Genomic DNA, 26,020 nt, shown 5'->3' on the forward strand with positions numbered 1-26,020 from the left:
CGATCTATCGGCGCCGACCGGATGTCTTGCGAGGATTGCCATGCCCGTTCTGTCACGCCGCCGTTTCATCGAGGGCGCCGCCGCCATGCCGGTCGCGCTTTCCATGTCAACCGCCTTCGCGGCCGATGACAGCCGCCCGAACTTCACGGTCGCGGTCGCCGACCTGCCGGCGACGCTCGAGCCGGCGCGCGAGCTCTCCAATGTCGGCACCCGCGTCACCTACTCGATCTTCGACACGCTGATCCGGCGCGATTTCCTCGGCGCGGCCGATGGCGGCGGCTCGGAGCTCAAGCCGCATCTGGCGACGAAATGGGAGCGGGTCTCGCCGCAGGAACTCGTCGTCACGCTGCGGCAGGGCGTGAAGTTCCACAATGGCGACGAGCTGACCTCGGAGGACGTCGCCTATACCTTCCGCGACGGCCGGCTCTGGGGCGACAAGGCCCAGATCCCGGGCGGCAAGCCCTATTTCGGCATCCTCGCCTCGGTCGAGCCGGTCGACCGCTATACGGTCCGCTTCAAGACCAAGGTCGCCGATGTGCTGCTGGAGCAGCGCCTCGCCTCCTGGTGCGCCTGGATCGTCAACAAGCGCGCCTATGAGGCGATGGGCTTCGAGGCCTATTCGCGCAAGCCCGTCGCCACCGGCCCCTATCGCGTCGTCTCGCATTCGGCGGCCGACGCTACGGTACTGGAGGCCTTCGACGACTATTTCATGGGAAAACCGACGGCCAGGCGCGTCACCTTCAAGCGCGTGCCGGAGCTGGCGGCGCGCGTCGCCGGCCTGGTCGCGGGCGATTACGACCTCATCACCAATATCCCGCCGGACCAGATGAGCGTGATCGGCGGCTACAAGGATATCGACGTCCGCTCGGTCGTTCTCGCGAACGTCCATGTCCTCGCCTATAACGAGCAGGACAAGGTTCTTTCCGACAAGCGCGTCCGGCAGGCGCTGAACTATGCGATCGACCGCCAGAAGCTGGTCGATGCGCTCTGGCAGGGCACGGCACAGGTGCCGGCGAGCCATAATTTCCCGGAATACGGCCCAATGTTCGTCGAAGGTCGCAAGCTCGCCTACGACCCCGTCAAGGCCAAGGCCCTGCTCAAGGAAGCCGGCTACAAGGGCGAGCCGATCGTCTACCGGACACAGGCCAACTACTACACCAATGCGCTCGAGGCCGGTCAGATCCTGATCGAGCAGTGGAAGGCGGTCGGCATCAACGCCTCGCTGCAGGTGGTCGAGAACTCGACCCAGATGCGCGGCGCCAACACGCAGATCTTCAACTGGTCGAACTCGACGCGCCTGCCCGATCCCCTCGGCGCGATCTGGGTGGCCTGGGGTCCGGCCGGCGAGATCCAGGTCTCGAAATTCTGGACCTCGGCGCAGGCCTTCAACAAGGCCGGCACGGCCCTGGAGGCGGAGACCGACCCGGCGAAGCGCAAGGCGCTGTTCACGCAGATGCTCGACATCTGGGAGGACGAGGCGCCGGCCACCATCCTCTACCAGCCGAGCGAAGCCTACGCGATCAAGAAGTCGATCGCCTGGCGCCCGACGACTTTCTATTTCATGGACCTGCGGCCGGACAATCTAAGTTTCGCCAGGGCCTGAAGCTCAGCTCGCGTCTGCAACGGAACGGGCGGCCATGGGCCGCCCTTTTTGCGTTTTCAGTGCGCGCCGGTCATCCCGAACGGAGCAAAGCGAAGATCCGGGATGACGCGGTGTTTCCGTGGGAAATCGCCGAAGGCTAGTGACCACCGCCGAGGATGAAGCGCCTTCCATCCTGCTCCACGAGTTCCACGTGCTGGGCAAAGGCGCCTCGACCGGCCGAGTGGCGAATGACACGGCCCTCCTCGCGGGCTGGAACGGCAAGATTGCGCCCCATCATCGTCGCCGCGGGCGATAGCCCGAGCAGGCCGAGCACGGTCGGACCGATGTCGATGATGCCGGCGGGTTCCTGCGAGACGGCGCCCTGGCCGCTCGACTCGCCGAGGATCAGCACCGTGTTGAGCTCATGCGGATTGATGCCGCCATGCATGCCGCCGCCGAGCGGCACGTCCCCGGGTGTCATCGCCCCAAGGCCAGGCAGGCCATACTGATCCGCGTCGAGCGTCGATTTCAGGATGAACATCAGCTCCGGCTGGCGCTCGGCATGCCCGGTGTTCATCAGACCGAGCGAGAGCGTGCCCGCGATCTCGCCCTCGACGCCGTTGCGGTCGCGCGAGAACACATGGCCGACGGCCGGGTGCTGCATCAGCCAGGCGGCGATGCGATCGATCTCGCTGCGCTCGCCATCGCGCAGGCGGATCTCGCCACTCATGCCACCGGTGGCGACGAGCGTGGCGCCGTTGATCGCCTTCTCCGCACTGAGATCGAAGCCGGCCTGCTGCGCCGTCTCAAACAGCGGCTCGACCGTGCCGGTCGAGATCTGGCCGTGGTCCGAGGCGACGATCACCGCAATGCGCTCCGCATCGGGCTGGTCCTCGACCCAGTCGAGGATGGTGCCGAAGGCCCGGTCGGCCTCGCGCAGGCCAGCCATCGCCTCGGGCGAGCCAAGGCCGCGATAGTGGAAGGTCGTGTCCGGCTCGTTGAACCAGATCAGCGCAACATCCGGCTGGAGCTTCGGCAGCACCAACTCGGTCATCACCCGCCCGCCATAGGCAAGCTCCTGCAGCCGCGGCAATTCGCGCTCCGGCAGCGGGCCGAGAAGCGCCAGCGCCTGCTCGACCGCTTCAGGCGTCTGCGTCGCGCCCGCGCCATGCATCGAGAAGGTCCAGTGCCCGTTGGCGCGGGCGCGCGGATTGATGAAGTGCGCCGAGCCGGCCGAACCGGTATGCACCACCGCCAGCTGCTTGCCGGCGCGGGCCAGCATGTCGCCGAAGGTGTCGGCGGCGAGAAGGCGCCCGTCGTGATGGGCCTCGGCACGGCGGATCTGTGCGGCGTCGCTCGTATCGAAAATGCGGTCGGCGATGGCGGCGCGATGGTAGAAGGCGTTGCCGACGATGCCGTGGACGATGGGCGGTGCGCCGGCCGCGATCGAGCTCGTCGCCACCCGCGTCACCGAAGGAAACACGCTGCGCGCCCGACGGAACCAAGTCCCGCGTGCAGCGAGCCGCAGGATGTTGGGAGTCAGTTCCGGCGTGACGAGATCGGGCCGCAGGCCGTCGAAGACGGCAATGACGACGCGGTCGGCGCTAGGCAGGTCGGGGCAGCTCATCTCGTCTCCAAGGATATCGAGGCGTCGGTTCAGGCAGCGGCCGCCGCAGGCACCGCGGCCACCAGGTGACAGGCGGCGAGGCGGCCATCGGCCGCCGGCCGCAGTGCCGGCACCTCCTCCCGGCAGCGGGCCACGGCGCGCGGGCAGCGCGGATGGAAGGCGCAACCCGAGGGTCTGTCGACGGGATTCGGCGGGTCGCCCTTCAGGATGATGCGCCCTTGCGTCCCGCGCAATGGCGTCGGCACGGCCGAGACCAGCGCCTCGGTATAGGGGTGGGCCGGGGCGTGGAACAGCGCATCCGGCGGGCCCTGCTCGACGATGCGGCCGAGATACATCACCGCAACTTCGTCGGCGATCTGCCGCACGACCTTGAGGTCGTGGCTGATGAAGAGATAGGCCATGCCGAAGCGCGTCTGCAGGTCCTGCATCAGATTGATCACCTGCGCTGCGACCGAGACGTCGAGCGCGGAGATCGGCTCGTCGCAGACGAGCAGCGCCGGATCGAGCACCAGCGCACGCGCAAGCACGACACGTTGGCGCTGCCCGCCCGAAAGCTCGTGCGGATAGCGTTCGAAGAGATCCGGTCTCAGGCCGACGGCATCGAACAGCGCAAGCGCCTGCTGCCGCCGGGCCAGCGCATTGGCCCCCAGCTCGTGAATGACCAGCGGCTCGACCACCTGCTGCCCGACAGGCAGGCGCCGGTCGAGCGCTGCGAGCGGGTCCTGGTGGACCAGCTGCATGCGTCGGCGCAGGGCGCGCCAGCTCCGGTCGCGCTTCGCGTTTACCGGGTTGCCTTCGAAGCTGATCTGCCCTCGTGTCGCCGGCAGGAGGCCGAGCGCGAGCTTGGCGGTGGTCGACTTGCCGCAACCGGATTCACCGACGATGCCGAGCGTTCGACCGCGCCCGAGCGAGAAATTCACGCCGTCGACCGCATGCAGGATGCGGCGCGCGCCGCCGGTGGTGGAAACCGGATATTCGCGGGCGAGGTCGCGCACTTCGAGGAGCGCCGTCATGCCGAGACTCCGACCCGCTCAGGCAACGCGGTTGCCGGAACCGGCGTTTCAGCGTGCCCCAACGGCTCGCCGAGCCGCAGGCAGGCGGCGCGCTGGTCCTGCGCCGCCAGCGTCAGCTCCGGCAGCTCGCGCTCGCATCGCGAAACGGCGACGGGACAGCGCGGCGCGAAGGCGCAGCCCGGCGGAATGGCAGTTGGGGCAGGCACGGTACCGGGAATCGGGGTCAGCCGCCGCCGCGGGCCGTCGAGGGTGGGCAGGGCGGCGAGCAGGCCTTGCGTGTAGGGGTGGCGCGGACGGGTGAGCAGGTCGCGCGTCGCCGCGGTTTCGACGATCCGCCCGGCATACATCACGGCGATGCGGTCGCAGAGATCACCGACCACGCCGATATCGTGGGAAATCAGGATCAGCCCCATCCCGGTTTCGCGGCGGATGTCGCGGATGAGGTCCAGCACCTGCGCCTGGATGGTGGCATCAAGCGCCGTCGTCGGCTCGTCGGCCACCAGTACGTCGGGTTCGCCCGCCAGGGCCAGCGCGATCATGACGCGCTGGTTCATGCCGCCCGAGAATTCATGCGGATATTGCTTCAGGCGGCGCGGGCCGTCGGCAATGCCGACGCGATCGAGCAACCGCAGCGCCTCGCGGCGGGCCGGCGCGCCGGTGAGGCCGCGATGCAGGCGCAACACCTCCACGAGTTGCGTGCCGATGCGCTGCACCGGGTTCAATGCACTGCTCGGATCCTGGAAGATCAGGGCGATGCGGCCGCCGCGCACCCGCGCTAGCTCGCGCTCTGAGAGCTGGCCGATATCCCTGCCGTCGAGCCGGACATCCCCACCCGTCGTCACATGGGGTCCGAGCAGGCGCAGCGCCGCGAGCCAGGTGATGCTCTTGCCGCAGCCCGATTCGCCGACGATGCCGAGCGCCTCGCCGCGAGCCAGCGACAGATCGATGCCGCGCACGATCGGCACAGCGCCTGACAATGCAACGGTGAAGTCACGCAAGCGAAGCAGCGGTGATCCCGTCTGGGCTTCGCTGAACCTCGCGGCGGATCCGTCGAAGCCATGCTTCGCCAAGGTCGATGCTGACTGCATGGCGGCTGACATATCGCCGAGCCCGTGACCGTCTTGTGACGCTACGGGCGAGAGACAGACATCGATCGTCTTTGACGGGGAGCGGATCGCCCCGGAAACCGACGCCTTGGGCTTGTCAACGGGCCGGACAGGAGCCTCTCACCCCGTAAAGCGGCCTTGCGTCGCCCGCGCAGCGGCAGATAGCCGCCGCTCCCTCACTCCCACTCGATCGTGCCGGGCGGCTTCGACGTCACGTCATAGACGACGCGGTTGATGCCTTTGACTTCATTAATGATTCTCGTCGCGGCGCGGCCGAGGAAGTTCATGTCGAAGGGGTAGAAATCCGCCGTCATGCCGTCGACCGAGGTCACGGCGCGCAGCGCGCAGACATGGTCGTAGGTGCGATAGTCGCCCATCACGCCGACGGTGCGCACCGGCAACAGCACGGCGAAGGCCTGCCAGATCACGTCGTAGAGGCCCGCCTTGCGAATCTCGTCGAGATAGATCGCATCCGCCTTGCGCAGGATGTCGAGCTTCTCCTTGGTGATCTCGCCGGGGCAGCGGATGGCGAGGCCAGGCCCCGGGAAAGGATGGCGTCCGACGAAGGCCTCGGGCAGGCCGAGCTCACGGCCGAGCACGCGGACCTCGTCCTTGAACAGCTCGCGCAGCGGCTCGACGAGCTTCATCTTCATGCGCTCGGGCAGGCCGCCGACATTGTGGTGGCTCTTGATCGTGACCGAGGGCCCGCCGGAGAAGGAGACGCTCTCGATCACGTCCGGGTAGAGCGTGCCCTGCGCCAGGAAGTCGGCGCCGCCGATCTTGGCGGCCTCGGCATCGAAGACCTCGATGAAGAGGCGGCCGATCGTCTTGCGCTTGGCTTCCGGATCGGGACCAACCTTCTCAAGCTCCGAGAGGAAAAGCTCTTCGGCTTCAACATGGACGAGCGGGATGTTGTAGTGATCCCTGAACAGGGTCACGACCTGCTCGGCTTCGCCCAGGCGCATCAGGCCATGATCGACGAAGACACAGGTGAGCTGGTCGCCGATCGCCTCGTGGATCAGCACCGCCGCCACCGCCGAGTCGACACCGCCGGACAGCCCGCAGATGACGCGGCCGGTGCCGACCTGCTCGCGGATCTTCTTCTGCATCTCGGCGCGATAGGCCGACATGCTCCAGTCGGGCTTGCAGCCGCAGATATCGACGACGAAGTTGCGCAGCAGCTTGCCGCCGTCCGGGGTGTGGACCACTTCGGGGTGGAACATGGTGGTGAAGAAGCGCCGTGCCTCGTCGCTCGCCACCGCGAAGGGAGCGTTCTCCGAAGTCGCCTTGACCGAGAAGCCCTTGGGCAGCTCGGTGACGCGGTCGCCATGGCTCATCCAGACCGGGTAGCGGCCGCCCTTGTCCCAGACGCCGGCGAAGAGCGCGGACGGAGCAACGATCTCGACATCGGCTCGGCCGAACTCGGCGGCGTGGCCGCCCTCGACCTTGCCGCCGAGCTGATGTGCCATGGTCTGCTGGCCGTAGCAGATGCCCATCAGCGGGATGTTCGCGGTGAAGACCGCTTCGGGAGCGCGGGGGCTACCCTCGTCAGGAACCGAAGCGGGGCCTCCGGAGAAGATCACGCCCTTCGGCTTCAGCCGCGCGAAGGCCTCGCCCGCCGACTGGAACGGGGCGATCTCGCAATAGACGCCGATCTCGCGGATGCGCCGCGCGATGAGCTGCGTCACCTGCGAGCCGAAATCGATGATGAGGATGGAGTCGTGATGGGGCTGAGCGCTCGTCATCGCGTCCCGTTAATGGATCGCGCAGGCGCGCGCAACGGGGCCGCGCCTGAACGCATGTCGGTTACGTCTCTAGGCCTTAGCGGCGTCCTCGATCAGGTCCGATACTTCGACCGGGCGCGACGCCAGCGAGGCGTGGCTGGCATCGAGCGTCACGCTCTTCTGCGGGCGCATGCGCTCCGCCATCATCTTTTCGTTCTCGGGCGCGATCATGCGGTCCGCGGAGGAGATCTGGTACCAGTTCGGCTTCTTCTTCCAGGCCGGCACTGTGACGGTATCGCCAAAGGTCGAGCCGAGCGGAGCCTTCTGCGTCACTGCCATGACCAGCGCCTCGTCCGCCGTCAGGTCCTGACAGAAGCTCTCGCGAAATGCGTCGGGCTTGATCCAGAGATAGCCGTCGCTGTCCGGCGCGATGTTGGCGAAGGCCGCGGGCGGCCTGGCCTGGCTGATCCCGCCGGGGCTTTCGCCGGCATCGGGCGCGAAGGCGGCGATGTAGACCAGCGCCTTGACGTTCGGCAGGTCACCCATCTCGGTGATGACGGCGCCGCCATAGGAGTGGCCGACGAGCACCACCGGGCCTGAGATCTGGCGCACCATCTTGCGCGTGCGCTCGGCGTCGTCCGCCAGCGATGTCAGCGGGTTCTCGACGGCGTGGAGATCGGCATAGCCGCGCCGGGACAATTCCAGGATGACCTTGGACCAGTGGGCGGCCCCGCCCCAGAAGCCGTGAACCAGAACGATGGCAGGTTTGTCGGACATGCTTCGACCTCCCGTCACATCCGCCCAGCGACGCGGGCGGAACACATCCCCCAACGGCAGCTTGGCAGAGATGATCCGGGCTGTCGACGCACGACGCTTTCAGTCGCCGCGCTTCAGGCAGGCCAGGTAGAACCCGTCCGTGCTGGTGCGGCGCGGCGAGAGCTGCAGGCCGAACTCCGTGGCAAAACGGGCGAGCAGGGAGAAGTCGCTCTCGGCCCCGGCCAGCACGTCGATCGGCGCCACGGCCGCGAAGCCGGAATGCTTGCCGAGGAAGGCCCGGATCGCCTCGTCGTTCTCCTCGGGCAGCATCGAGCAGGTGATGTAGGCGATGCGACCGCCCGGCTTCACCAGCTTGGCGGCCCGGGCCAGCACCTCGGCCTGGTCCTTGACGCGCTCGGCCAGCGCGCCGGGGCGCACGCGCCATTTTGCATCGGGATTGCGCCGCCAGGTGCCGGAGCCGGTGCAGGGCGCATCGACCAGGACGAGATCGGCCTGGCCGGCGACGTCCGCCAGCGGCTCGTGGCCGCGCGAGCGCGGGATGCGGATGTCGACGATGGCCGCGCCCGAGCGCGCCAGCCGATCATGCAATGGCGCGAGACGGCGGCTGTCGAGGTCGGTGGCGTAGAGGTTGCCGCGATTGGCCATCAAGGCAGCGAGCGCAAGTGTCTTGCCCCCTGCCCCCGCACAGAGGTCGATCACCGTCTCGCCGGGCTTCGCGCCGGCAAGCAAGGAGACGAGCTGCGAGCCCTCGTCCTGGATCTCGAAGGCGCCGGCGAAGAAGCCGGGCTCGGTCTGCAGCGAGGGGCCGCGCCCGTCATGGCCGGGCTGGAAGCGCAGTGCATCCGGCGACCAGGAGCCCTCCTCCGGCTGGAGGTGGGCAAGGTCCTTCACGACGGCCTCGCGGCTCGCCCTGAGGCGGTTGACGCGCAGATCGACCGGAGCCCGGGCGGCGAGCGCCTGCCCCTCCTCGATCGCCATGGCGCCGAAGGCCTGCTCGAAGGCGGGCCAGAGCCATTCCGGGACATCGGCCCGCACCCAGCCCGGTGCATCGTCGTCCGAGAAGGCGGTGAGAAGCGCCGTCTCGTCGGCGGAGAGCGGCGCCGGCGCATGGTTCTCGCCGGAGCAGAGCGCGGTGATCTCGTCGAGCGAGAGGCCGCGCAGGCCCATCAGCATGCCGAGCACCAGCGCGCGCGGCTCCTCGGAAGCCATGGCGTAGCCGGAGGAGGCCTTGCGGCGCAGCGCGTCATAGACCAGCGATGCCACCGCCGCGCGGTCCTTCGAGCCGGCGAAGCGGCGCGACAGCCCCCAGTCCTTGAGCGCGTCGGCCGCGGGGCGGCGGCGCTCGATGATATCCTGCAGCACCTCGATGGCGGCGCTGATCCGGGCGGCTGGCGTCATGGTCGTCGGGTCCTGGCGCGGACTGCTCAGGCAGACGCGCCGCGAGGCAAGGGCTTGTGTTTCAACCAATTCGATCATGACGCAACGGCATGGGCTCCGTCGCGACATGTTCTTGACGCGGTCGTTCCATAAGCGGAAAGACGATGCAACCGCATGTCGCGGCCAATGGGACACGCCACCATGAAAAATGCTGCCCGCCTTGCCGTTCTCGGCCTCTTTGCCTTCACCCTCGCCGCCTGCGCGACCCAGCCGCAGGCCGACCTGACCCCGCCGCCGGCCAAGCGCCTCGACGCCAAGACCACCCTCGAGAATCATCGCTGAGACCGGGCCGGCGGCGGCAGACCCGGCATGGCCGGGGATGCAGCCGCCGCCTCTCATCCGCCTGCCGCCCCGGAACCGTAACGGCACCGCTGCGCTTCATGGGGATGTCACATCCCGCAGCCTAGCTTCGCGCGCCCTTTCGCGAGCCGAGGCCACCATGAAGAAGACCCTGCTTTTCTCGACATCGCTTGTCGCCGCCATGGCGCTGCAATCGCTGGCGGCCAGCGCCGAACCCGCGACCACGCTTTCGGGCCAGCGCCCGCTCGTCATCGCCCATCGCGGTGCCAGCGGCTATCTGCCCGAGCACACGCTGGAAGGCTATCGCCGCGCCATCGCGCTCGGCGCCGATTTCATCGAGCCGGACCTGGTCTCGACCAAGGACGGCGTGCTGGTAGTGCGTCACGAACCGATGCTGAGCGGCACGACCGATGTCGCTGACCGCCCGGAATTCGCCAACCGCAAGACCACCCGCAAGCTCGACGGCATCGAGACCACGGACTGGTTCGCCAACGACTTCACGCTGGCCGAGATCAAGACGCTGCGCGCCAAGCAGGCTTTCGCCGACCGCGACCAGTCGCATAACGGCAAATACGAGATTCCGACCTTCCAGGAGGTGATCGACCTCGCCAAGGCGGAGAGTGCCCGCAGCGGCCGGACCATCGGCATCTATCCGGAAACCAAGCACCCGACCTATCACGCCTCGCTTGGCCTCGCCTTCGAGGACAAACTCCTCGACATGCTCAAGGCGGCCGGCTGGACCGAGAAGAACTCGCCCGTCTTCATCCAGAGCTTTGAGACGGCGAACCTGAAATACCTGCGCAAGAAGACGCAGATCCGGCTCGTGCAGCTCGTCGATGGCGACGGCGTCGACAAGGACGGCAAGGTCACGCTCGCCGCCCCCTTCGACCGCCCCTACGACTTCGCCGTGCTCGGCGACAAGCGCAGCTTCCAGGACATGCTCTCGCCCGAGGGTCTCAAGGAGATCGCGACCTATGCCGACGGCGTCGGCCCGTGGAAGGTCTATCTGATCGGCGCCAGGCAGACGATCGGGCCGGACGGCAAGCCGAAGGACCTCAACGGCGACGGCAAGATCGACGAGCGCGACCGCAACGTCATCGCCCCGACCAATGTGGTGAAGGACGCGCATGCGGCGGGGCTGCTCGTGCACCCCTGGGCCTATCGCAGCGAGGCGACCCGGCTCGCCGCCGACTACAACGGTGATCTCATCGCCGAGTACAAGGCGCATCTGGCGCTCGGTGTCGACGGCGTGTTCACCGACTTCACCGACCATGCCGTGAAGGCGCGCGACGGCAAATAGGCCGCGGGGCTTTCCCCGAGAGGAGGCCTCAGGCCTCCTCTTCCATGACCATCTGGGCGATGCGCGGATCGCCGTTGAACCTCGTGGCGGCGGCATGGCCGACCGCGACGGCCGTCACGCAGAGCACGACGGAGGCGACGATATTGATCGCCGCCCGCAGCGTCTCGCCGCTGCGCAGCAGATCGAGCGTCTGCAGGCTGAAGGACGAGAAGGTGGTGAAGCCGCCGCAGACCCCGACCATCACGAAGAGGCGCATGGGCTCGGACATCGGGAACCGGCCGCTCGCCAGCGTCAGCGTGCCGAAGAAGCCGATGACGAAGGAGCCGGCGATGTTGATGAGGATGGTGCCCCAGGGCAGGTTTCCGCTGATCGGCAGCGCAAGCACCGAGATGAGATAGCGCGCCAGCGTGCCAAGCGCGCCTCCGATCATGACGAGAATGACGGTCGAGAAGGACATGCTCGCTTTGGCTCCCTTGTCGGCGGGCATGAAAAACCCGCCTTGCGGCGGGTGTCAGACACACTCCTACCGCGGCTTCGTGCGGTAGGAGTCATCAGCCTCGGCCAGACAAGCGACGGTGGGCGGTTTCGGGGGAACTCCATCCCCATCGCCGGAAACGATAATCCGAGCCGGGCTCGCGCGCAACAAGGGTCGAGCGGCTCTTGAAAGAGTGAGCGGGGCTGGTGCCGCCAGCCCCGCTCCTCAACGCGACGCAACAGTTGACGCAACTCAATCGCAGACGCGTGTCGTCCTGCGGACCGTGCCCCGCCTGGTTTCCTCGCGCGTCGTGATGGTGCGACAGCGCTCGTCCCGGTAGCGCGCGCGGTATTCGCGCTCGCGTGCCCGCTCATAGCGGTCGCGGCGCTCTTCGCGGCGGATCTCACGGTCGACTCGACGTTCATGCGGCGTGCGCGGATCGACGCTCACCCCGCCCGGACCGATATTGATCGACTGAGCATAGGCACCGCCGCTTAGAAGAAGGGCAGCCGTCAACCCAAGGACAAATCGTTTCATCACGCTTCCTCCGTTCCCGCCAGAAACGATTGCCGTTGAGATTCGTTCCGGAAAATCTGCGCGATGCTGTCGCTCGACGCTCGAACACTCGACGAAGCACGGCCGAAACGACGAAGCGCGCCGGTTTCCCGGCGCGCTTGCGATGATCGACGAAACTCGACTGTCTCAGTGGAGGATCTGGGAGAGGAAGAGCTTGGTGCGTTCGTGCTGGGGGTTCTTGAAGAACTCCTCGGGGGTGTTCATCTCGACGATCTGGCCGGCGTCCATGAAGATGACGCGGTCGGCGACCTGGCGGGCGAAGCCCATCTCGTGCGTGACGCAGAGCATGGTCATGCCCTCCTCCGCCAGCGAGACCATGGTGTCGAGCACCTCCTTGACCATCTCCGGATCGAGCGCCGAAGTCGGCTCGTCGAACAGCATGATCTTCGGGCTCATGCACAGCGAGCGGGCGATCGCCACGCGCTGCTGCTGGCCGCCCGAAAGCTGGCCCGGATACTTCGCCGCCTGCTCGGGGATCTTGACGCGCTTGAGATAGTGCATCGCGATCTCCTCGGCGTCCTTCTTGGGCATCTTCTTCACCCAGATCGGCGCCAGCGTCAGGTTCTCCAGGATCGTCAGATGCGGGAACAGGTTGAAGTGCTGGAACACCATGCCGACGTCGCGGCGGATCTCGTCGATCTTCTTGAGATCGTTGGTCAGCTCCGTGCCGTCGACCACGATCTGGCCCTTCTGGTGCTCCTCCAGCCGGTTGATGCAGCGGATCATCGTCGACTTGCCGGAGCCCGACGGCCCGCAGATCACCAGCTTCTCGCCGCGCTCGACCTTCAGGTTGATGTCGCGCAGCACGTGGAACTCGCCGTACCACTTGTTCACGGCCGTCATCTCCACTGCCGTCGCCGTCTTCAGCGATGTCGGCTTCAGCGCCGCCGGGCGGGTATCCGTGGTCTTGGTTTCTGCCATTGCCATGTTTTTGGTCCCTCTCAACGTTTTTGGCCGGCAGCCAGGCGCTTCTCGACCGCAATCGAATATCGCGACATGCCCCAGCAGCATAGGAAATAGAAGACCGCGGCGAAAGCATAGCCTGTGGTCCGTGTTGTCGGCGTCGCCCAGGTCGGGTCGACGAGCGTCGCCTCGATGGTGCGCAGGAAGTCGAAGATGCCGACGATGGTAACCAGCGTCGTATCCTTGAACAGCCCGATGAAGGTGTTGACGATGCCCGGGATCACAATCCGCAGCGCCTGCGGCAGGATGATCAGCCGCATCATCTGCCAGTAGCCGAGACCGAGCGACATCGCGCCCTCGAACTGCCCCTTCGGAATCGCCTGCAGGCCGCCGCGGATGACCTCCGCCATATAGGCCGAGGCGAAGACCGCGACGCCGATCAGCGGACGCAGCAGCCGGTCGGGCGAATATTCCTGCGGCACGAACAGCGGCAGCATGGTGTTGGCCATGAAGAGAACGGTGATCAGCGGCACGCCGCGCACGAACTCGATGAAGATCACCGAGAGCAGCTGGATGATCGGTAGGCGCGAGCGGCGGCCAAGCGCCAGGATGACGCCGAGCGGCAGCGAGAAGACGATGCCGACCGCCGAGATCAGGAAGGTCACCATCATGCCGCCCCAGAGGCCGGTATCGACGCGCGGCAGGCCGATGCGGTCGTCGAAGATCGCCAGGATGCCGAAGACGACGAGCGACAGCAGGATCAGGCGCTTGGGCCGGTAGAAGCGCTTCCACGGCGGCGCCTCCTGCTCCACCGCCAGCAGGGCCGGGCTGGTCCAGAAGCGGGCGAGCGCCGGCACGAAGGAGAGCACGAGATAGAGCACCGCCAGCGCGAAGCTCAGCAGGATCAGGAAGCGCAGCAGGCTCTGCGCCCGCGCGCCGCCAAGCAGCAGGATGAAGGCACTGAGCGGCAGGATGACGAAGAAGTAGAAGGCGCCGACCTTCTTCAGCGGAGCCTTGTTCCACAGCAGCCAGACGACGCCGAGTGCGAACATGGCGAAGACAATGTTCACCCGCCAGCGCTCGGTGATCGGATAGGAGCCGTAGATGAAATACTGGAAGCGGTCGGCCACATAGGCCCAGCAGGCCCCGACCGGCCGGCCGACCTTGTCGGCGAGGCAGGCGTCGCGGGTGGTGCCGGACCAGACCGCATCCAGGAAGTAGAAGCGGATCATCTCCGGCACCGTGTCAACGACGAACCAGATGCAGAGCAGCGTCAGGATCGCGTTCAGCGGGCTGGAGAACAGGTTGGCGCGGATCCAGGCCAGCGGCCCCGCCACCGAGAGCGGCGCCGGCTGCTGCTGGAGCGTCTCGGTACGGACGAAGGCGCGGGGAGCGTTGTCGAGCGTTGCGTCGGTCATCGCTGCCCCCTCACCGTTCAACCAGCGCCATGCGCTTGTTGTAGATGTTCATGAAGAACGAAGTCACCAGTGAGATCGTCAGGTAGACGGCCATGGTGATGGCCACCACCTCGACGGCTTGGCCGGTCTGGTTCAGCACCGTGCCGGTGAAGACTTGGACGAGGTCGGGATAACCGATCGCCACTGCCAGCGACGAGTTCTTGACCAGGTTGAGATATTGCGAGGTCAGCGGCGGCACGATGACCCGCATCGCCTGCGGAATGACGACGAGCTTCAGCGTCGGACCCGGCCTGAGACCGAGCGCATGCGCCGCCTCGCTCTGTCCCTTCGAGACCGCTAGGATGCCGGCGCGCACCACCTCGGCGATGAAGGCCGCGGTGTAGGTCGAGAGCCCGACCAGCAGCGCGACGAACTCGGGGAAGATCTGCATGCCGCCGGTCAGGTTGAAGCGGCCCTGCTGTGGGTAGTCGAAGGAGAGCGGCCGGCCGGTCGCGAAGAACACGAGAAGCGGCAGGCCGGCGACCAGCGCGAGCGCGACCCAGCCGTTCGGATACTGCTTGCCGGTCTTCGCCTGCTGTCCGCGCGCCCAGACGAAAAAGGCGATCGCGCCCGCGATACCGATCAGGAAGGCGATGGCGACGGCTTCGAAGGCCGGCCCGAATTGCGGGCTCGGCAGAATGATGCCGCGGTTGTTGAGATAGATGCTGCCCGGCAGCGCGATCGAGTTGCGGGCATCCGGCAGCGGCTTCAGCACCGCGTTGTACCAGAAATAGAGCTGCAGCAGCAGCGGGATGTTCCGGATGACCTCGACATAGATCATCGCGAGCTTGGCGACGACCCAGTTGCTCGACAGGCGCGCGACGCCAACCGCGAAACCGATGATCGTCGCCAGCACGATGCCGAGCGCCGCCACCAGCAGCGTGTTGAGCAGGCCGACATAGAAGGCCTGGCCATAGGTCGAGCCCGAGGCGGTGAAGGGGATGAGCTTCTGGTTGACGTCAAAGCCGGCGGCATTGTTCCAGAAGCCGAAGCCGGAGGCGATCTTCTGCGCGCGCAGGTTCTCGATCGCGTTCGAGGCGGCCGACCAGATCAGGAAGCTGACCACGGCCAGCAGAACGATCTGATAGACATAGCCACGGATCTTCGGGTCGTAGAATAACGACGCCTTGCCGGGTGTTACCGTTTCGGTCGGGATGCTCGACACCTGTTACGCCCTTTGTGTTTCGCTTGTTGAGGCCGGCGATCCTTGGGCGGTGCGATTCCACCGAAGGCCGTTGGGTCCGGGCCGTTTGTCTGTCGTTACCGCCGGTCGTCGGCTCCGCGGTCTCTTCCCGCGGTCGCAAGACGGGATTGGCTGCTCTCCGCCCCGAAGAGGCCCAGTCCCGCCATCGGCGTCATCGAAGCTCCACCGCCGCCGGAAACGAACGTTCCCAGCTCCGCAGCGGGCATGGCTGCGGAGAATCCGGCCGCCGTCGCAGCCTTTCGATCATGTCCTTCATCCTCATTCCCCTGTTGGAGCGGGTTCGTCCCGCTCTCGGTGCCTTCATAGCAAGTCCCGGACCACCCCTCGCCGCGGCTTGCCTCGTTGTCGTGCCGGAGGTCCCGAAGGCCCCCGGTCGTGAGTCCGAAACGCTGGTCGATTTCAGCGCACCGGCGGCGCGTAATGCAATCCCCCCTTGGTCCAGAGCGCGTTCAGACCGCGCGTGATCCCCAGGGAGGAGCCGGTGCCGAGATTGCGCTCGAACGATTCCCCATAATTGCCGACATGGCGGACGATCCGGTAGGCCCAGTCGCGCGAGAGCCCGAGCGGACTTCCGAAATCACCCTCCACCCCGAGCAGGCGGCGAATATCCGGGCGCTCCGATGCCCGCATCGCCTCGACATTGCCGCGACCGACACCGAGTTCCTCGGCGCCGAGCATGGCGAACAGCGTCCATTTCACCAGGCCGAACCAGCGCTCGTCGCCCTGTCGCACCACCGGCCCGAGCGGCTCCTTCGAGATCGTCTCGGGCAGGATCACATGCTCCTGCGGCGCGGCGAGCTTGGTACGCTGGATCGCGAGTCCGGCCCGATCATAGGCGTAGGCGTCGCAACGACCGGCGCCATAGGCGTCGATCGCCTCATCGCTGCCGCGATAGGTGACGATCTCGTTCACCAGGCCGTGCCGGCGGAAGAAATCGGCGACATTCAGCTCCGTCGTCGTCCCCTGTTCGGCGCAGACCGTGGCGCCGCCGAGCTGCCCCGCCGAGGCGATGCCCAGCGCCTTGCGCACCATGAAGCCTTCGCCGCCGTAGAAATTGATCCCGGCGAAACGCAGTCCCAGCGTGGTGTCGCGCGTCATCGACCAGGTCGAGCTGCGCGACAGAAGATCGACCTCGCCCGTCTGCAGGGCGGTGAAGCGATCCTGCGATGAGAGCGGCACGAAGGTCACCCGCGCCGCATCGTCGAAGATCGCGGCGGCGAGCGCTCGGCAGAGATCGACGTCGAGCCCGGTCCAGTTGCCCTGGCTGTCGGGCATCGAGAAGCCCGGCAGGGAAGGCGCGACACCGCAGAGAACCGCGCCGCGCTGCTTCACCCGCGTCAGCAGGTCGTCCGTCGCACCCGCCGCCCGACCCACCGTTGCGGATATCGCCACGGCGGCGGTCAGCGCGAAGACAGCGGCTATCCCTGCTGTTCCCATGGCGAAACCGGCGGTTGCGGCCGGCGTGCGGCCGGTGTCATCGCGCTTTCGCCCAGGCTGCAGCATGCGCCGCAGAGCCGGACGAAGACGCAAAGAGGCGCCGGACGACCCGGCGCCTCCTCAAGCCCGCTCAGCGAACCGGCGGAGCGTATTGCAGGCCACCCTTGGTCCAGAGCGCGTTCTGGCCGCGAGCGATCTTCAGCAGCGAGCCCTGGCCGACGTTCCGCTCGAAGGATTCGCCGTAATTGCCGACCTGCTTGACGATGCGCACGACCCAGTCGCCGGTCAGGCCGATCTGCTCGCCGAACTTGCCCTCGGTGCCGAGCAAGCGCTTGATCTCCGGATTGTCGGACTTCAGCTTTTCGTCGACATTCGCCTTGGTGACGCCGAGCTCCTCGGCATTCAGCATGGCGAAGCCGACCCACTTCACCAGGTTGAACCACTGCGGGTCGTTGTTGCGGACGGAGGGGCCGAGCGGCTCCTTGGAGATGATCTCAGGCAGGACGATGTGCTCGTCCGGATTGGCGAGCTTCAGGCGCTCGGCATAGAGGCCCGAGGCGTCGGTGGTGAAGGCGTCGCAACGGCCGGCGTCGTAGGCCTTGACGGTCTCGTCGGCGGTGGCGAAGGCGACGACCTCGTACTTCAGGTTATTGGCGCGGAAGTAGTCGGCGAGGTTCAGCTCCGTCGTCGTACCCTGCTGCGTGCAGACCGAGGCGCCGTTGAGCTGCAGCGCCGAGTTCACGCCGAGCTTCTTGCGCACCATGAAGCCCTGGCCGTCGTAATAATTCACGCCGGTGAAGAGCAGGCCGAGCGAGGCGTCGCGCGACATCGTCCAAGTCGAGTTGCGGGCCAGCAGGTCAACCTCGCCCGACTGGAGCGCGGTGAAGCGGTCCTTGGCCGAGAGCGGGATGAACTTGACCTTGGCCGGGTCGTTGAAGATCGCAGCGGCGATCGCCCGGCAGACGTCGACGTCGAGGCCGGCCCAATTGCCCTGCGCGTCCGGCACGCCGAAGCCGGCGAGGCCGGGATTCGAGCCGCAGTTCAGGATGCCGCGCTGCTTCACCTGCGCGAGCGTCGCCTGCGCGGACGCGCCCGTGGCGGAAATCGCAAGCCCAGCCGCTGCGAAGAGGCCGGCTGCCAGAATTTTCTTCATCAGTACTCTCCCATCGAAACAAGCGCCCCGGACAAGCCCGGAAAGCGCGACAATCCGGTTCGCCGCCGGCGGCTCCCAACCGCTCTGTCGTTTCCAGCAATGAAACGGCGTCCCCTTGGCCGAGTCGATTGCCAGAGCGACCCATGAGCGTCAAGCAACGGCCATCCGCCGCAACCGCCTCTTGTTCGCCACAATCATCACATGCGAGTTTGGCGAGGTGGTCAAGTCTGGCCGCCTTGCCTGCCGCTCCAGTCCCATCGGTTCCATGAAAAAGCTGCCTTCTTCCGAATTCGCGCGCCTCGGAACGCGGACCCGTCTCGCCCTCGCCGGTCGCGATCCCAGCGACAGCTACGGCTTTGTCAATCCTCCTATCGTACGAGGATCGACGGTCATCTATCCGAGCACGGAAGACTTCCTGGCCCGGAAGGCGCGCTACACCTACGGCACGCACGGCAACCCGACGCTCGACGCGCTGGAGGCGGCGGCCAACACCATCGAGGGCGGCGCGGGCGTGGTGGTGACACCTTCGGGGCTGCTGGCCTGCACCCTGCCCTTCCTCGCGTTCCTCTCCGCCGGCGATCACGTCCTGGTGACAGACAGCGTCTACCGGCCGACACGGAACTTCTGCGATTCCATGCTGAAGCGGATGGGCGTCGAGGTCAGCTATTACGACCCGCTGGTCGGGGCCGACATCGCCAAGCTGTTCAAGCCGAACACCAAGGCGGTCTGGACCGAGGCCCCGGGCTCGCAGACCTTCGAGATGCAGGACATCCCGGCCATCGCCAGGGCCGCCGCCGCGCGCGGCATCCTGACGATGATGGACAACACCTGGGCGACGCCGCTCTATTTCGACAGCCACAAGTTCGGCGTCGACATCTCGGTGCAGGCCGGCACGAAATACTATGCCGGCCATTCGGACGTGCTGATCGGCACCGTCTCGGCCCGCACGCCGGAGCTTTACAAGACGCTGCGCAGCGCCTGGGAGCAGCTCGGCGTCATCGTCGCGCCCGAGGATGCCTTCCTGACGCTGCGCGGCATGCGCACCATGGCGCTGCGCCTCAAGGAGCAGATGCCGGCCGGGCTCGAGATGGCGAAATGGCTGCAGGCGCGCCCGGAGATCGCCCGCGTGCTGCATCCGGCGCTGCCGGAGGATCCGGGCCATGCCCTGTGGAAGCGCGACTTCACCGGCGCTTCCTCGCTCTTCGCCGTCGAGTTCAAGCCGGTCTCGATGAAGGCGGTCGCAGCCATGCTGGATGGGCTCACACTGTTCGGCATGGGCGCCTCCTGGGGCGGCTATGAGAGCCTGGTCCTCCCCTTCGATTGCCGCGCCTACCGCACCGCGACGACGCCCGACTACCAGGGCCCGACGGTGCGCATCCATATCGGCCTCGAGAACCTGGAAGACCTCAAGGCCGATCTCGACGCCGGCTTCGCCCGGCTGAAGGCGGCCGCCTGAGCTGGTATTCTGATCCGATGCGGAAACGCGGGTCAGCCCGCGTTTCCCTGATCGTTCGGCGAAGCAGCAGTTCGCTCAGACCTGCGCGAGTTCGTAGTCGCGGGACAGGAGCTTCGAGAGCTGCTTCAGCCGGCCCTCGACACGCTCGCTCGCCAGCGCCTTGAGGTCCTCCGGCAGGCGGAGCACCAGGCGCCGGTCGACGCACTGCGCCGGAATGCGGGGCAAGATGCCGGACATCCCGGCCGAAAGCAGATAGGCGACCCGGAAGATCGCGGCGATCAGCAGCGCGCGCTCGAACAGCGCCGGCGAGAGCAGCGACCTCAGCCCGTCCGCCGCCGGCGAGGTGGCCTTCAACCCGGCATAGCGGTGGAAGATCGCCAGCGCCAGGAAAGCCCGGCCGACATGATCGATGCCGGTGAAATAGGCATGGGCGATGACATTCATGCTCTGCTCGCCGCGGTAATCGGGATGGGCGCGCCAGCCGATGTCGGAAAGCAGGCAGACCGCCTCGATCAGCCGGTCGGACGGCCCGTCCTCGGCAAGCCCCGCGGTTTCGAGGATGCTGCGGGTCCAGGCGATCAGCTCGGCGGCGTGACGCGGGTCGCGAGCGCGCAGCAGATTGTAGTCGCGCGCCGACTGCAGCAGCGGGTCGGCCGCGCGCTCCCCGGGCGAGAGCTGCTCGTGCAGCAGTCCCTCGCGCACACCCTGCGCCGAGATGATGATGTTGGCGGGCTTGCCGCGCTTGATCAGCTCGTCCAGCACCAGCGCGCCATAGGCCAGCAGCGGGCGGCGCGCCGAGGAGACGGAGTCGATCGCGTCGAGCACCGAGGCATCGGCGCGCTCCACCAGCTTGACGAAATCCGCCGCGTCCCGCGGCGGGATGGTGTAGCCATGCATGACGTTGAGCGGGTAGTTCGCCCGGCGCTGGTGCAGCGTCGCAAGCGCGCGCCAGGTGCCGCCGACGGCGTAGAAGTCCCGCCCCTTCATCGCGGCGAGCTGCGGCAGCTTGTCGAGCTCGTCCTTGACGATCTTCTCGGCCGCCTTCAGCGAACCCTTCGAGCGGTCGAGCAGGGCAAGGCCGCCGAGCGGGACGCTGGCGCCCGGCCCGACCTCGCCGCCCTTCACCGAGATCAGCTCGAGGCTGCCACCGCCAAGGTCGCCGACGACGCCGTCGGGATCGTCGAAGCCGGAGATGACGCCGAGGCCCGAGAGCACCGCTTCGCGCCGGCCGGAGATCAGCTCAATCGGCTGGCCGATCGCCTGTTCGGCACGAGCGATGAATTCGGGGCCGTTCTCGGCGTAGCGCGCGGCTGCGGTCGCGATCACCCTGATCTCGCCGACCTGCATGGCCTCGCAGAGGATGCGGAAGCGCACCAGCGCCGAGATCGCCTTCTCGATCGCGTCCTCGGCCAGGCGGCCGGTGGTCGCGACCTGCCGGCCGAGGCCCGCCATCTCCTTCTCGTTGAACACCTGCGAGGGCGCGCGCGCGAGCATCTCGTAGACGACGAGACGGACCGAGTTGGAACCGATGTCGACGATGGCGATGGTGTCGCCGAGCGCCAGCCGGCCCGGCGCATGCTGCAGTTCAGGCCTTGCGGCCTCCCTTGCGGGAAAGGGCACGGGGGCTGGAGCTGGAGAGCGATTTTCCACGACCGGACAAACTCGGATTCGTCATGAAGTAATTATGCGCATTGAACGGTTCCTCGTTCGGCGCCGGGACAATGCGGCGGGAGCCGCCATCGGGCAAGATCGTCCAGCTCTGCTCGTTGTCGAGCAGGTTGGCGAGCATGATCTGATCCAGCAGCTGCTGATGCACAGTCGGGTTCAGGATCGGCGTCAGCGCCTCGACACGGCGGTCGAGGTTGCGCGGCATCAGATCGGCGGAGGAGATGTAGACCTTGGCCTTGGCCGAGGGCAAGCCATGCCCGGCGCCGAAAGCGTAGATGCGGGTGTGTTCCAGGAAACGACCGATGATCGACTTGACCCGGATATTCTCCGAAAGCCCCGGCACACCGGGCATCAGGCAGCAGATGCCACGCACGACGAAGTCGATCTCGACGCCGGCCTGGCTGGCATCGTAGAGCGCGTCGATGATCTCGGGATCGACCAGCGCGTTGCATTTGCCCCAGATCGCACCCTTGCGGCCGGCCTTCACATGGGCGACCTCCTCGGCGATGTCGGCAAGCAGGCGCTGCTTCAGCCCCGTCGGCGAGACCGCCATGCGCTCCAGCCCGGCCGGCTCGGCATAGCCGGTGATGAAGTTGAAGATGCGGGCGACATCCTGCGCGATCACCGGATCGGCCGTGAAGAAGGAGACGTCGGTATAGATGCGTGCCGTGATCGGGTGATAGTTGCCGGTCGCGATATGGCAGTAGCTGACGAGCTGGCCGGCCTCGCGGCGCACAACCAGTGACAGCTTGGCGTGGGTCTTGAGCTCGATGAAGCCGTAGACGACCTGGACGCCGGCGCGCTCCATCTCCTTGGCCCAGCGGATGTTCGCCTCTTCGTCGAAGCGAGCCTTGAGCTCGACCAGCGCGGTCACCGACTTGCCGGCCTCGGCCGCCTCCGTCAGCGCCTTGACGATCGGGGAGTTGGCCGAGGTGCGGTAGAGCGTCTGCTTGATTGCGACGACATTGGGGTCGCGCGCCGCCTGCTGCAGGAACTGCACGACGACGTCGAAACTCTCATAGGGATGGTGGACGAGCAGGTCCTTCTGGCGGATCGCGGCAAAGCAGTCACCACCATGCTCGCGGATGCGCTCGGGAAAGCGGGCGTTGTAGGGCTTGAACTTCAGGTCCGGCCGGTCGACGCCGACGAGCTGGGAGAGCTCGTTAAGGCCGATCATGCCGTTGACCTCGACCACCTCGTCGCTGTCGACCTTGAGCTCGCGCACGATCAGCCGGCGCAGATGGTCGGGCATGCCGGTCGAGAGCTCGAGCCGGATCACGACGCCCAGCCGACGCTGCTTCAGCATGGTCTCGAAGACGCGGACGAGGTCCTCCGCCTCCTCTTCGATGTCGAGGTCGGAGTCGCGGATGATGCGGAAAGAGCCCGCCCCTTTCACCTCGTAGCCGGGAAAGAGCTTGGCGATGAACAGCGAGACGGCGTCGTCGAGCGCGATGAAGCGGTGCAGCCCCTCGCGGGCGAGATCGGGCAGTTCGATGAAGCGGTCGATCTTGGTCGGCACGCGGATCAGCGCGTCGAGCTGGCGTCCGTCGCTGAGGCGCTCCAGCGCCAGCGCGATGGTGAAGCCGAGATTCGGGATGAAGGGAAACGGGTGCGCCGGGTCGATGGCGAGCGGCGTCAGCACCGGGAAGATGTAGTTGAGGAAGTAATCCTCCAGCCAAATCCGATCCTGCGAGCCGATATCGCCCGGCCCGAGCAGATGGATGCGGTTCTCATGCAGATCGCGGCGCAGCTCAACCCAGCGCGCCTGCTGGTCGTCGGTCAGGGCCGAGACCGCCTTGCCGATGGCGACGAGCTGCTCGGCCGGGGTCAAGCCGTCCTGGCTGCGGGTGACGACACCGGCCTTGAGCTGCTCGCGCAGGCCCGAGACGCGGACCATGAAGAACTCGTCGAGATTGTTGGCCGAGATCGAGAGGAAGCGCAGCTGCTCCAGCAGCGGGTGGCTGCGGTTTGACGCCTCCTCCATGACGCGGCGGTTGAACTGCAGCCAGGAGAGTTCCCGGTTCATGAAGCGCGCGGGCTGCTGGCGCAGCGGCAGCGCGTCCGCATCCCCCATCGCCTTGTCCGGCATCTCGGGCGTCTCAGTCGCAATCTCGATGGTCATGCGCTTCGCCCGTGTCCTGGTCGTCGTCCTGCTCGTGCGTCTCATGGACCGTGTGAAGCCACCCTAGCGTGACAGTTCGATGACGAACGACATGAATCAGCCATCGAAAGAGGTTATCAGCTCGCCGTTTTCCGGATAGAGGCAAAAGCCCGGCCGGCAGCTCAGCCCTGCTCCTCCGGGAACAACTCCGCCAGCACCTCCTGCACGAGCGGGCGCGTAACGCGCCGCCCACGCTCCAGCGCGACTCGGTCGAGACGGTCGACGACCTGTCGCGCGGCGGCGAAGGAGCGCTCCATCCTGAGCGCCAGCGCGTCGATGACGGCGGTGTCGACCACGAGCTGGCGGTCGATGAAGAGCTTGACCAGCACGGCGCGCAGCAAGCCGTCATCCGGCGGTTCGATCGTGGCGCTCGGCGCCAGCCGCAGGCGCGAAAGCAGGTCCGGCACCTTGAGGCCCCAGAGATCGGGCGCCGAGCGCGCCGTCAGCAGCAGGTGCCCGCCGCGCGCCTTGATCGCGTTCATCACATGGAACAGGGCGGGTTCGTCGAAGGGGCCGGCGTCGCAGTCCTCGATGACGAGGGCGCCGCCGGAGACGAGATGTGCGACCTTGTCATCCGAGAGCTCGCGAGCCGAAATCGTCCAGGCGTGGGCCATGCGGCCCCAGATCGCCGCAAGATGGGTCTTGCCCGCGCCTTCCGGCCCGGTCAGGCGCAGCCAGGCCTCGGGCCAGCGCGGCCAGCCTTCGATCAGCCCGTAGGCCGCCTCGTTCGAGGGGCCGACGAGGAAGTCCTCGATGCCATGGCGGCTGTCGAGCGGCAGGTCGAAGGCAAGTTGGCGCGGACGCGACGGCGCATCGGACATGGGAGGTTCAGGGCTCGATATCGATCTTGACCTCGACGCCCTTCGGGCGCGGCGGCTCGATGCCGCGATAGAGGTTGCTGGCGAGATATTGCCTGAGCGCGAAGCGGCAGAGCACGCCGATGACCGCCGAGAGCGGCACCGCCAGCAGCAGGCCGACGAAGCCGAACAGCGTGCCGAAGGCCAGCAGCGCGAACATCAGCCAGACCGGGTGCACGCCGATCGAATCGCCGACGAATTTCGGCTGAAAGATATTGCCCTCCAGGAACTGCCCGACGAGGAAGACCCCAAGCGCTGCCAGGGGCCAGGTCCAGTCCGGCCAGAACTGGACGATGGCGACGCCGACCGAGAGGACGAGCCCGGTCAGCGAGCCGACATAGGGGATGAAGGACAGGAAGCCCGAGATGATGCCGATCAGCGCACCGAAATTGACGCCGATGAGGCTGAGGCCGATCGCATAGAAGGAGCCGAGCAGCAGGCAGACCAGCGCCTGCCCCCGCAGGAAGCCGGCAATGGCGGTATCCATCTCGCGCACCAGCCCGCGGATGGTGTCGCGATGGTCGCGCGGCAGCCAGCTATCGACGGTTGCGACCATTCGATCCCAATCGACCAGCAGATAGAAGGCGATCACCGGGGTCAGCACCAGCAGCGAGAAGACGCCGACGATCGCCGTGCCGCCGGTCCAGAGCGACTGCAGCAGGCCGCCGGCCCACTTCGTCGCCTGGCCGACCAGATCGCCCAGCGAGCTCTGCGCCTGCTTGGCGAGGTCGCCGCCGCCGAAGCGCTCCAGCCAGGGCGCACCTCTTTCGAGGACGAGATTCTGCAGCTTCGCCGCATCCTCCGGCAACCGCGCCACCAGCCCGGCGAGTTGCTGGCCGAGCAGCGGCGCGAGCAGGATCAGCGCCAGCGCGAAGATCAGGATGAAGATGAAGAGGATGACGATGGTCGCGGCGAGCCGACTCATGCCCAGGCGCTCCAGCCGGTCGGCCAGCGGGTCGAGCAGATAGGCGAGCGCCAGCGCCGCGATGAAGGGGAGCAGGATGTCCCTGAACAACACCAGCAGCAGCACGAAGACGACAAGGGAACCCAGCCAAAAGCCGATCTGGCGCTGTAACGTCATCCATCAGCCTCTTCGCGTCTCCGGCAGGAAGACGAGCAACTCTATACGCAACCCAACGGTTCCGGGCCAGCGCGGCAGCACCGGCTCAGCCCGCCATGTGTCGCAGCCAGAAGGCGAGATAGGCCGCCATCGAGGCGAGCGTCAACAGCGCGACAACCAGCTCCCCGACCGTGCCCGCCGACCCCGGATCGATGCCGAAGGCGCGTGAGCCGAGCGCCAGCGCGGCGAAGGCGATCTGCGCGGCGGTGTTGAGCTTGCTCACGGTGAACGGCGCGATCGTGACCGGCCGGTCGAGCAGCCAGGAGAGCAGTACCGCGGCCACGATCATGATGTCGCGCGCCGCCACCAGGACGACGAGCCAGACCGGGATCGCGCCGACGACGGCCAGCGTGATGTAGATCGAGACGATCAGCGCCTTGTCGGCGATGGGATCGAGCCAGGCGCCGAGCTCGCTCGCCATGCCACAGCGCTTGGCAAGGAAGCCATCGACGGCATCGGAGATCCCGGCGACAACGAAGATGATGAAGGCGGTCTCCCAGCGCGTATTGACGATCATGACGATGACCAGCGGCACCAGGAACAGGCGGCCGATGGTGATCAGGTTGGGGATCGTCATGGCGGCAGCTTCGCTCAGAGCGGTTTCGAACGCCAGCGCGGCCGATGCAGAAGGGGTATGGCGAGACGATGGCGGGGATCTGAAGCGCGATTACCCTGCAAAACCGCCCA

22 protein-coding genes and 1 riboswitch are annotated in these 26,020 nt (G+C 66.8%); of the genes, 4 read left to right on the plus strand and 18 right to left on the minus strand.

Translation table 11 applies throughout. The features are described 5' to 3' along the window. The first annotated feature begins 40 nt into the window (after positions 1-40). Positions 41-1,603 carry an ABC transporter substrate-binding protein gene (locus CE453_RS18000; RefSeq protein ID WP_089175830.1) on the plus strand — a complete coding sequence of 521 codons (1,563 nt, stop codon included), beginning with the start codon at positions 41-43 and terminating at the stop codon, positions 1,601-1,603. Between the two features lie 136 nt (positions 1,604-1,739). Here the strand turns inward: CE453_RS18000 and CE453_RS18005 are convergent, their stop codons facing one another. The 6 genes from CE453_RS18005 to CE453_RS18030 form a co-directional block, all read right to left on the minus strand. Further along, a complete protein-coding gene (locus CE453_RS18005) occupies positions 1,740-3,209 on the minus strand; it encodes an alkaline phosphatase family protein (protein WP_089175831.1) in 1,470 nt (489 codons plus the stop codon). Between the two features lie 29 nt (positions 3,210-3,238). After that, positions 3,239-4,222, minus strand: coding sequence for an ABC transporter ATP-binding protein (locus CE453_RS18010; protein ID WP_089175832.1), 984 nt, complete (start codon positions 4,220-4,222; stop codon positions 3,239-3,241). Then, positions 4,219-5,220 carry an ABC transporter ATP-binding protein gene (locus CE453_RS18015; RefSeq protein WP_472840953.1) on the minus strand — a complete coding sequence of 334 codons (1,002 nt, stop codon included), beginning with the start codon at positions 5,218-5,220 and terminating at the stop codon, positions 4,219-4,221. Before CE453_RS18015 ends, CE453_RS18010 begins: the two co-directional genes overlap by 4 nt. 284 nt (positions 5,221-5,504) lie before the next feature. Then, the gene (guaA, locus tag CE453_RS18020; protein WP_089175834.1) at positions 5,505-7,073 is read right to left on the minus strand and encodes a glutamine-hydrolyzing GMP synthase; all 1,569 of its coding nucleotides are present in this window, start codon (positions 7,071-7,073) and stop codon (positions 5,505-5,507) included. 69 nt (positions 7,074-7,142) lie between these two features. Beyond that, the gene (locus tag CE453_RS18025; protein WP_089175835.1) at positions 7,143-7,829 is read right to left on the minus strand and encodes an alpha/beta hydrolase; all 687 of its coding nucleotides are present in this window, start codon (positions 7,827-7,829) and stop codon (positions 7,143-7,145) included. A gap of 99 nt (positions 7,830-7,928) precedes the next feature. Then, entirely contained in the window at positions 7,929-9,227 is a 1,299-nt protein-coding gene (locus tag CE453_RS18030) for an RsmB/NOP family class I SAM-dependent RNA methyltransferase (protein ID WP_089177984.1), read from the minus strand. A 180-nt stretch (positions 9,228-9,407) separates the two neighbouring features. Here CE453_RS18030 and CE453_RS28960 point away from each other — a divergent pair, with 180 nt between their 5' ends. Both CE453_RS28960 and CE453_RS18035 read left to right on the plus strand, forming a co-directional pair. After that, the gene (locus tag CE453_RS28960) at positions 9,408-9,548 is read left to right on the plus strand and encodes a hypothetical protein (RefSeq protein ID WP_198302139.1); all 141 of its coding nucleotides are present in this window, start codon (positions 9,408-9,410) and stop codon (positions 9,546-9,548) included. Positions 9,549-9,705: 157 nt separating this feature from the next. Beyond that, positions 9,706-10,866, plus strand: a complete 1,161-nt coding sequence (locus tag CE453_RS18035) for a glycerophosphodiester phosphodiesterase (RefSeq protein ID WP_198302140.1) — start codon at positions 9,706-9,708, stop codon at positions 10,864-10,866. Between the two features lie 28 nt (positions 10,867-10,894). Here CE453_RS18035 and crcB read toward each other — a convergent pair whose 3' ends face one another. The 7 genes from crcB to CE453_RS18070 all read right to left on the minus strand — a co-directional run bounded on the left by crcB (position 10,895) and on the right by CE453_RS18070 (position 18,071). Next, entirely contained in the window at positions 10,895-11,323 is a 429-nt protein-coding gene (gene crcB, locus CE453_RS18040; protein WP_089177986.1) for a fluoride efflux transporter CrcB, read from the minus strand. A 78-nt stretch (positions 11,324-11,401) separates the two neighbouring features. After that, a riboswitch (Fluoride riboswitch) is annotated at positions 11,402-11,479 on the minus strand. A gap of 114 nt (positions 11,480-11,593) precedes the next feature. Further along, positions 11,594-11,878, minus strand: a complete 285-nt coding sequence (locus tag CE453_RS28675) for a hypothetical protein (RefSeq protein WP_198302141.1) — start codon at positions 11,876-11,878, stop codon at positions 11,594-11,596. Positions 11,879-12,043: 165 nt separating this feature from the next. Next, positions 12,044-12,838: an amino acid ABC transporter ATP-binding protein gene (locus tag CE453_RS18050; RefSeq protein WP_472841004.1), complete on the minus strand. Its 795-nt coding sequence runs from the start codon at positions 12,836-12,838 to the stop codon at positions 12,044-12,046. A gap of 20 nt (positions 12,839-12,858) precedes the next feature. After that, complete coding sequence (locus CE453_RS18055; protein WP_089175837.1) at positions 12,859-14,238, minus strand: amino acid ABC transporter permease; 1,380 nt, start codon at positions 14,236-14,238, stop codon at positions 12,859-12,861. 10 nt (positions 14,239-14,248) lie between these two features. After that, entirely contained in the window at positions 14,249-15,442 is a 1,194-nt protein-coding gene (locus tag CE453_RS18060; protein WP_248307779.1) for an amino acid ABC transporter permease, read from the minus strand. A 438-nt stretch (positions 15,443-15,880) separates the two neighbouring features. Further along, a complete protein-coding gene (locus tag CE453_RS18065; RefSeq protein ID WP_089177989.1) occupies positions 15,881-16,918 on the minus strand; it encodes an amino acid ABC transporter substrate-binding protein in 1,038 nt (345 codons plus the stop codon). Positions 16,919-17,048: 130 nt separating this feature from the next. Continuing rightward, complete coding sequence (locus tag CE453_RS18070) at positions 17,049-18,071, minus strand: amino acid ABC transporter substrate-binding protein (RefSeq protein ID WP_089175838.1); 1,023 nt, start codon at positions 18,069-18,071, stop codon at positions 17,049-17,051. A 265-nt stretch (positions 18,072-18,336) separates the two neighbouring features. On the opposite strand from CE453_RS18070, the gene metC reads away from it, so the two are divergent. Further along, on the plus strand, positions 18,337-19,527 hold the full coding sequence (metC, locus tag CE453_RS18075; protein WP_089177990.1) for a cystathionine beta-lyase: 1,191 nt from the start codon (positions 18,337-18,339) through the stop codon (positions 19,525-19,527). Positions 19,528-19,602: 75 nt separating this feature from the next. Here metC and ppx read toward each other — a convergent pair whose 3' ends face one another. The 5 genes from ppx to CE453_RS18100 form a co-directional block, all read right to left on the minus strand. After that, positions 19,603-21,147, minus strand: a complete 1,545-nt coding sequence (ppx, locus tag CE453_RS18080) for an exopolyphosphatase (RefSeq protein ID WP_282568760.1) — start codon at positions 21,145-21,147, stop codon at positions 19,603-19,605. Further along, positions 21,113-23,317 (minus strand): RNA degradosome polyphosphate kinase, encoded by a 2,205-nt coding sequence (locus CE453_RS18085; protein WP_472840954.1) that lies wholly within the window; start codon positions 23,315-23,317, stop codon positions 21,113-21,115. Before CE453_RS18085 ends, ppx begins: the two co-directional genes overlap by 35 nt. 161 nt (positions 23,318-23,478) lie before the next feature. Next, entirely contained in the window at positions 23,479-24,177 is a 699-nt protein-coding gene (locus CE453_RS18090; RefSeq protein WP_089175841.1) for an HdaA/DnaA family protein, read from the minus strand. 7 nt (positions 24,178-24,184) lie between these two features. Then, a complete protein-coding gene (locus CE453_RS18095) occupies positions 24,185-25,294 on the minus strand; it encodes an AI-2E family transporter (protein WP_089175842.1) in 1,110 nt (369 codons plus the stop codon). A gap of 85 nt (positions 25,295-25,379) precedes the next feature. Beyond that, complete coding sequence (locus CE453_RS18100; protein ID WP_089175843.1) at positions 25,380-25,910, minus strand: CDP-alcohol phosphatidyltransferase family protein; 531 nt, start codon at positions 25,908-25,910, stop codon at positions 25,380-25,382. Positions 25,911-26,020: the final 110 nt, after the last annotated feature.

The sequence above is a fragment of the Bosea sp. AS-1 genome (genome assembly GCF_002220095.1).
Taxonomy (GTDB): domain Bacteria; phylum Pseudomonadota; class Alphaproteobacteria; order Rhizobiales; family Beijerinckiaceae; genus Allobosea.

Excerpts from the sequence above, each read along its gene's own strand:
- CE453_RS18000 (WP_089175830.1), top strand. The coding sequence starts at position 41 with ATGCCCGTTCTGTCACGCCGCCGTTTCATCGAGGGCGCCGCCGCCATG.
- CE453_RS18005 (WP_089175831.1), bottom strand. The coding sequence starts at position 3,209 with ATGAGCTGCCCCGACCTGCCTAGCGCCGACCGCGTCGTCATTGCCGTC.
- CE453_RS18010 (WP_089175832.1), bottom strand. The coding sequence starts at position 4,222 with ATGACGGCGCTCCTCGAAGTGCGCGACCTCGCCCGCGAATATCCGGTT.
- guaA (WP_089175834.1), bottom strand. The coding sequence starts at position 7,073 with ATGACGAGCGCTCAGCCCCATCACGACTCCATCCTCATCATCGATTTC.
- CE453_RS18025 (WP_089175835.1), bottom strand. The coding sequence starts at position 7,829 with ATGTCCGACAAACCTGCCATCGTTCTGGTTCACGGCTTCTGGGGCGGG.
- CE453_RS18030 (WP_089177984.1), bottom strand. The coding sequence starts at position 9,227 with ATGACGCCAGCCGCCCGGATCAGCGCCGCCATCGAGGTGCTGCAGGAT.
- CE453_RS28960 (WP_198302139.1), top strand. The coding sequence starts at position 9,408 with ATGAAAAATGCTGCCCGCCTTGCCGTTCTCGGCCTCTTTGCCTTCACC.
- CE453_RS18035 (WP_198302140.1), top strand. The coding sequence starts at position 9,706 with ATGAAGAAGACCCTGCTTTTCTCGACATCGCTTGTCGCCGCCATGGCG.
- crcB (WP_089177986.1), bottom strand. The coding sequence starts at position 11,323 with ATGTCCTTCTCGACCGTCATTCTCGTCATGATCGGAGGCGCGCTTGGC.
- CE453_RS28675 (WP_198302141.1), bottom strand. The coding sequence starts at position 11,878 with ATGAAACGATTTGTCCTTGGGTTGACGGCTGCCCTTCTTCTAAGCGGC.
- CE453_RS18050 (WP_472841004.1), bottom strand. The coding sequence starts at position 12,838 with ATGGCAGAAACCAAGACCACGGATACCCGCCCGGCGGCGCTGAAGCCG.
- CE453_RS18055 (WP_089175837.1), bottom strand. The coding sequence starts at position 14,238 with ATGACCGACGCAACGCTCGACAACGCTCCCCGCGCCTTCGTCCGTACC.
- CE453_RS18065 (WP_089177989.1), bottom strand. The coding sequence starts at position 16,918 with ATGGGAACAGCAGGGATAGCCGCTGTCTTCGCGCTGACCGCCGCCGTG.
- CE453_RS18070 (WP_089175838.1), bottom strand. The coding sequence starts at position 18,071 with ATGAAGAAAATTCTGGCAGCCGGCCTCTTCGCAGCGGCTGGGCTTGCG.
- metC (WP_089177990.1), top strand. The coding sequence starts at position 18,337 with ATGAAAAAGCTGCCTTCTTCCGAATTCGCGCGCCTCGGAACGCGGACC.
- CE453_RS18085 (WP_472840954.1), bottom strand. The coding sequence starts at position 23,317 with ATGACCATCGAGATTGCGACTGAGACGCCCGAGATGCCGGACAAGGCG.
- CE453_RS18090 (WP_089175841.1), bottom strand. The coding sequence starts at position 24,177 with ATGTCCGATGCGCCGTCGCGTCCGCGCCAACTTGCCTTCGACCTGCCG.
- CE453_RS18095 (WP_089175842.1), bottom strand. The coding sequence starts at position 25,294 with ATGACGTTACAGCGCCAGATCGGCTTTTGGCTGGGTTCCCTTGTCGTC.
- CE453_RS18100 (WP_089175843.1), bottom strand. The coding sequence starts at position 25,910 with ATGACGATCCCCAACCTGATCACCATCGGCCGCCTGTTCCTGGTGCCG.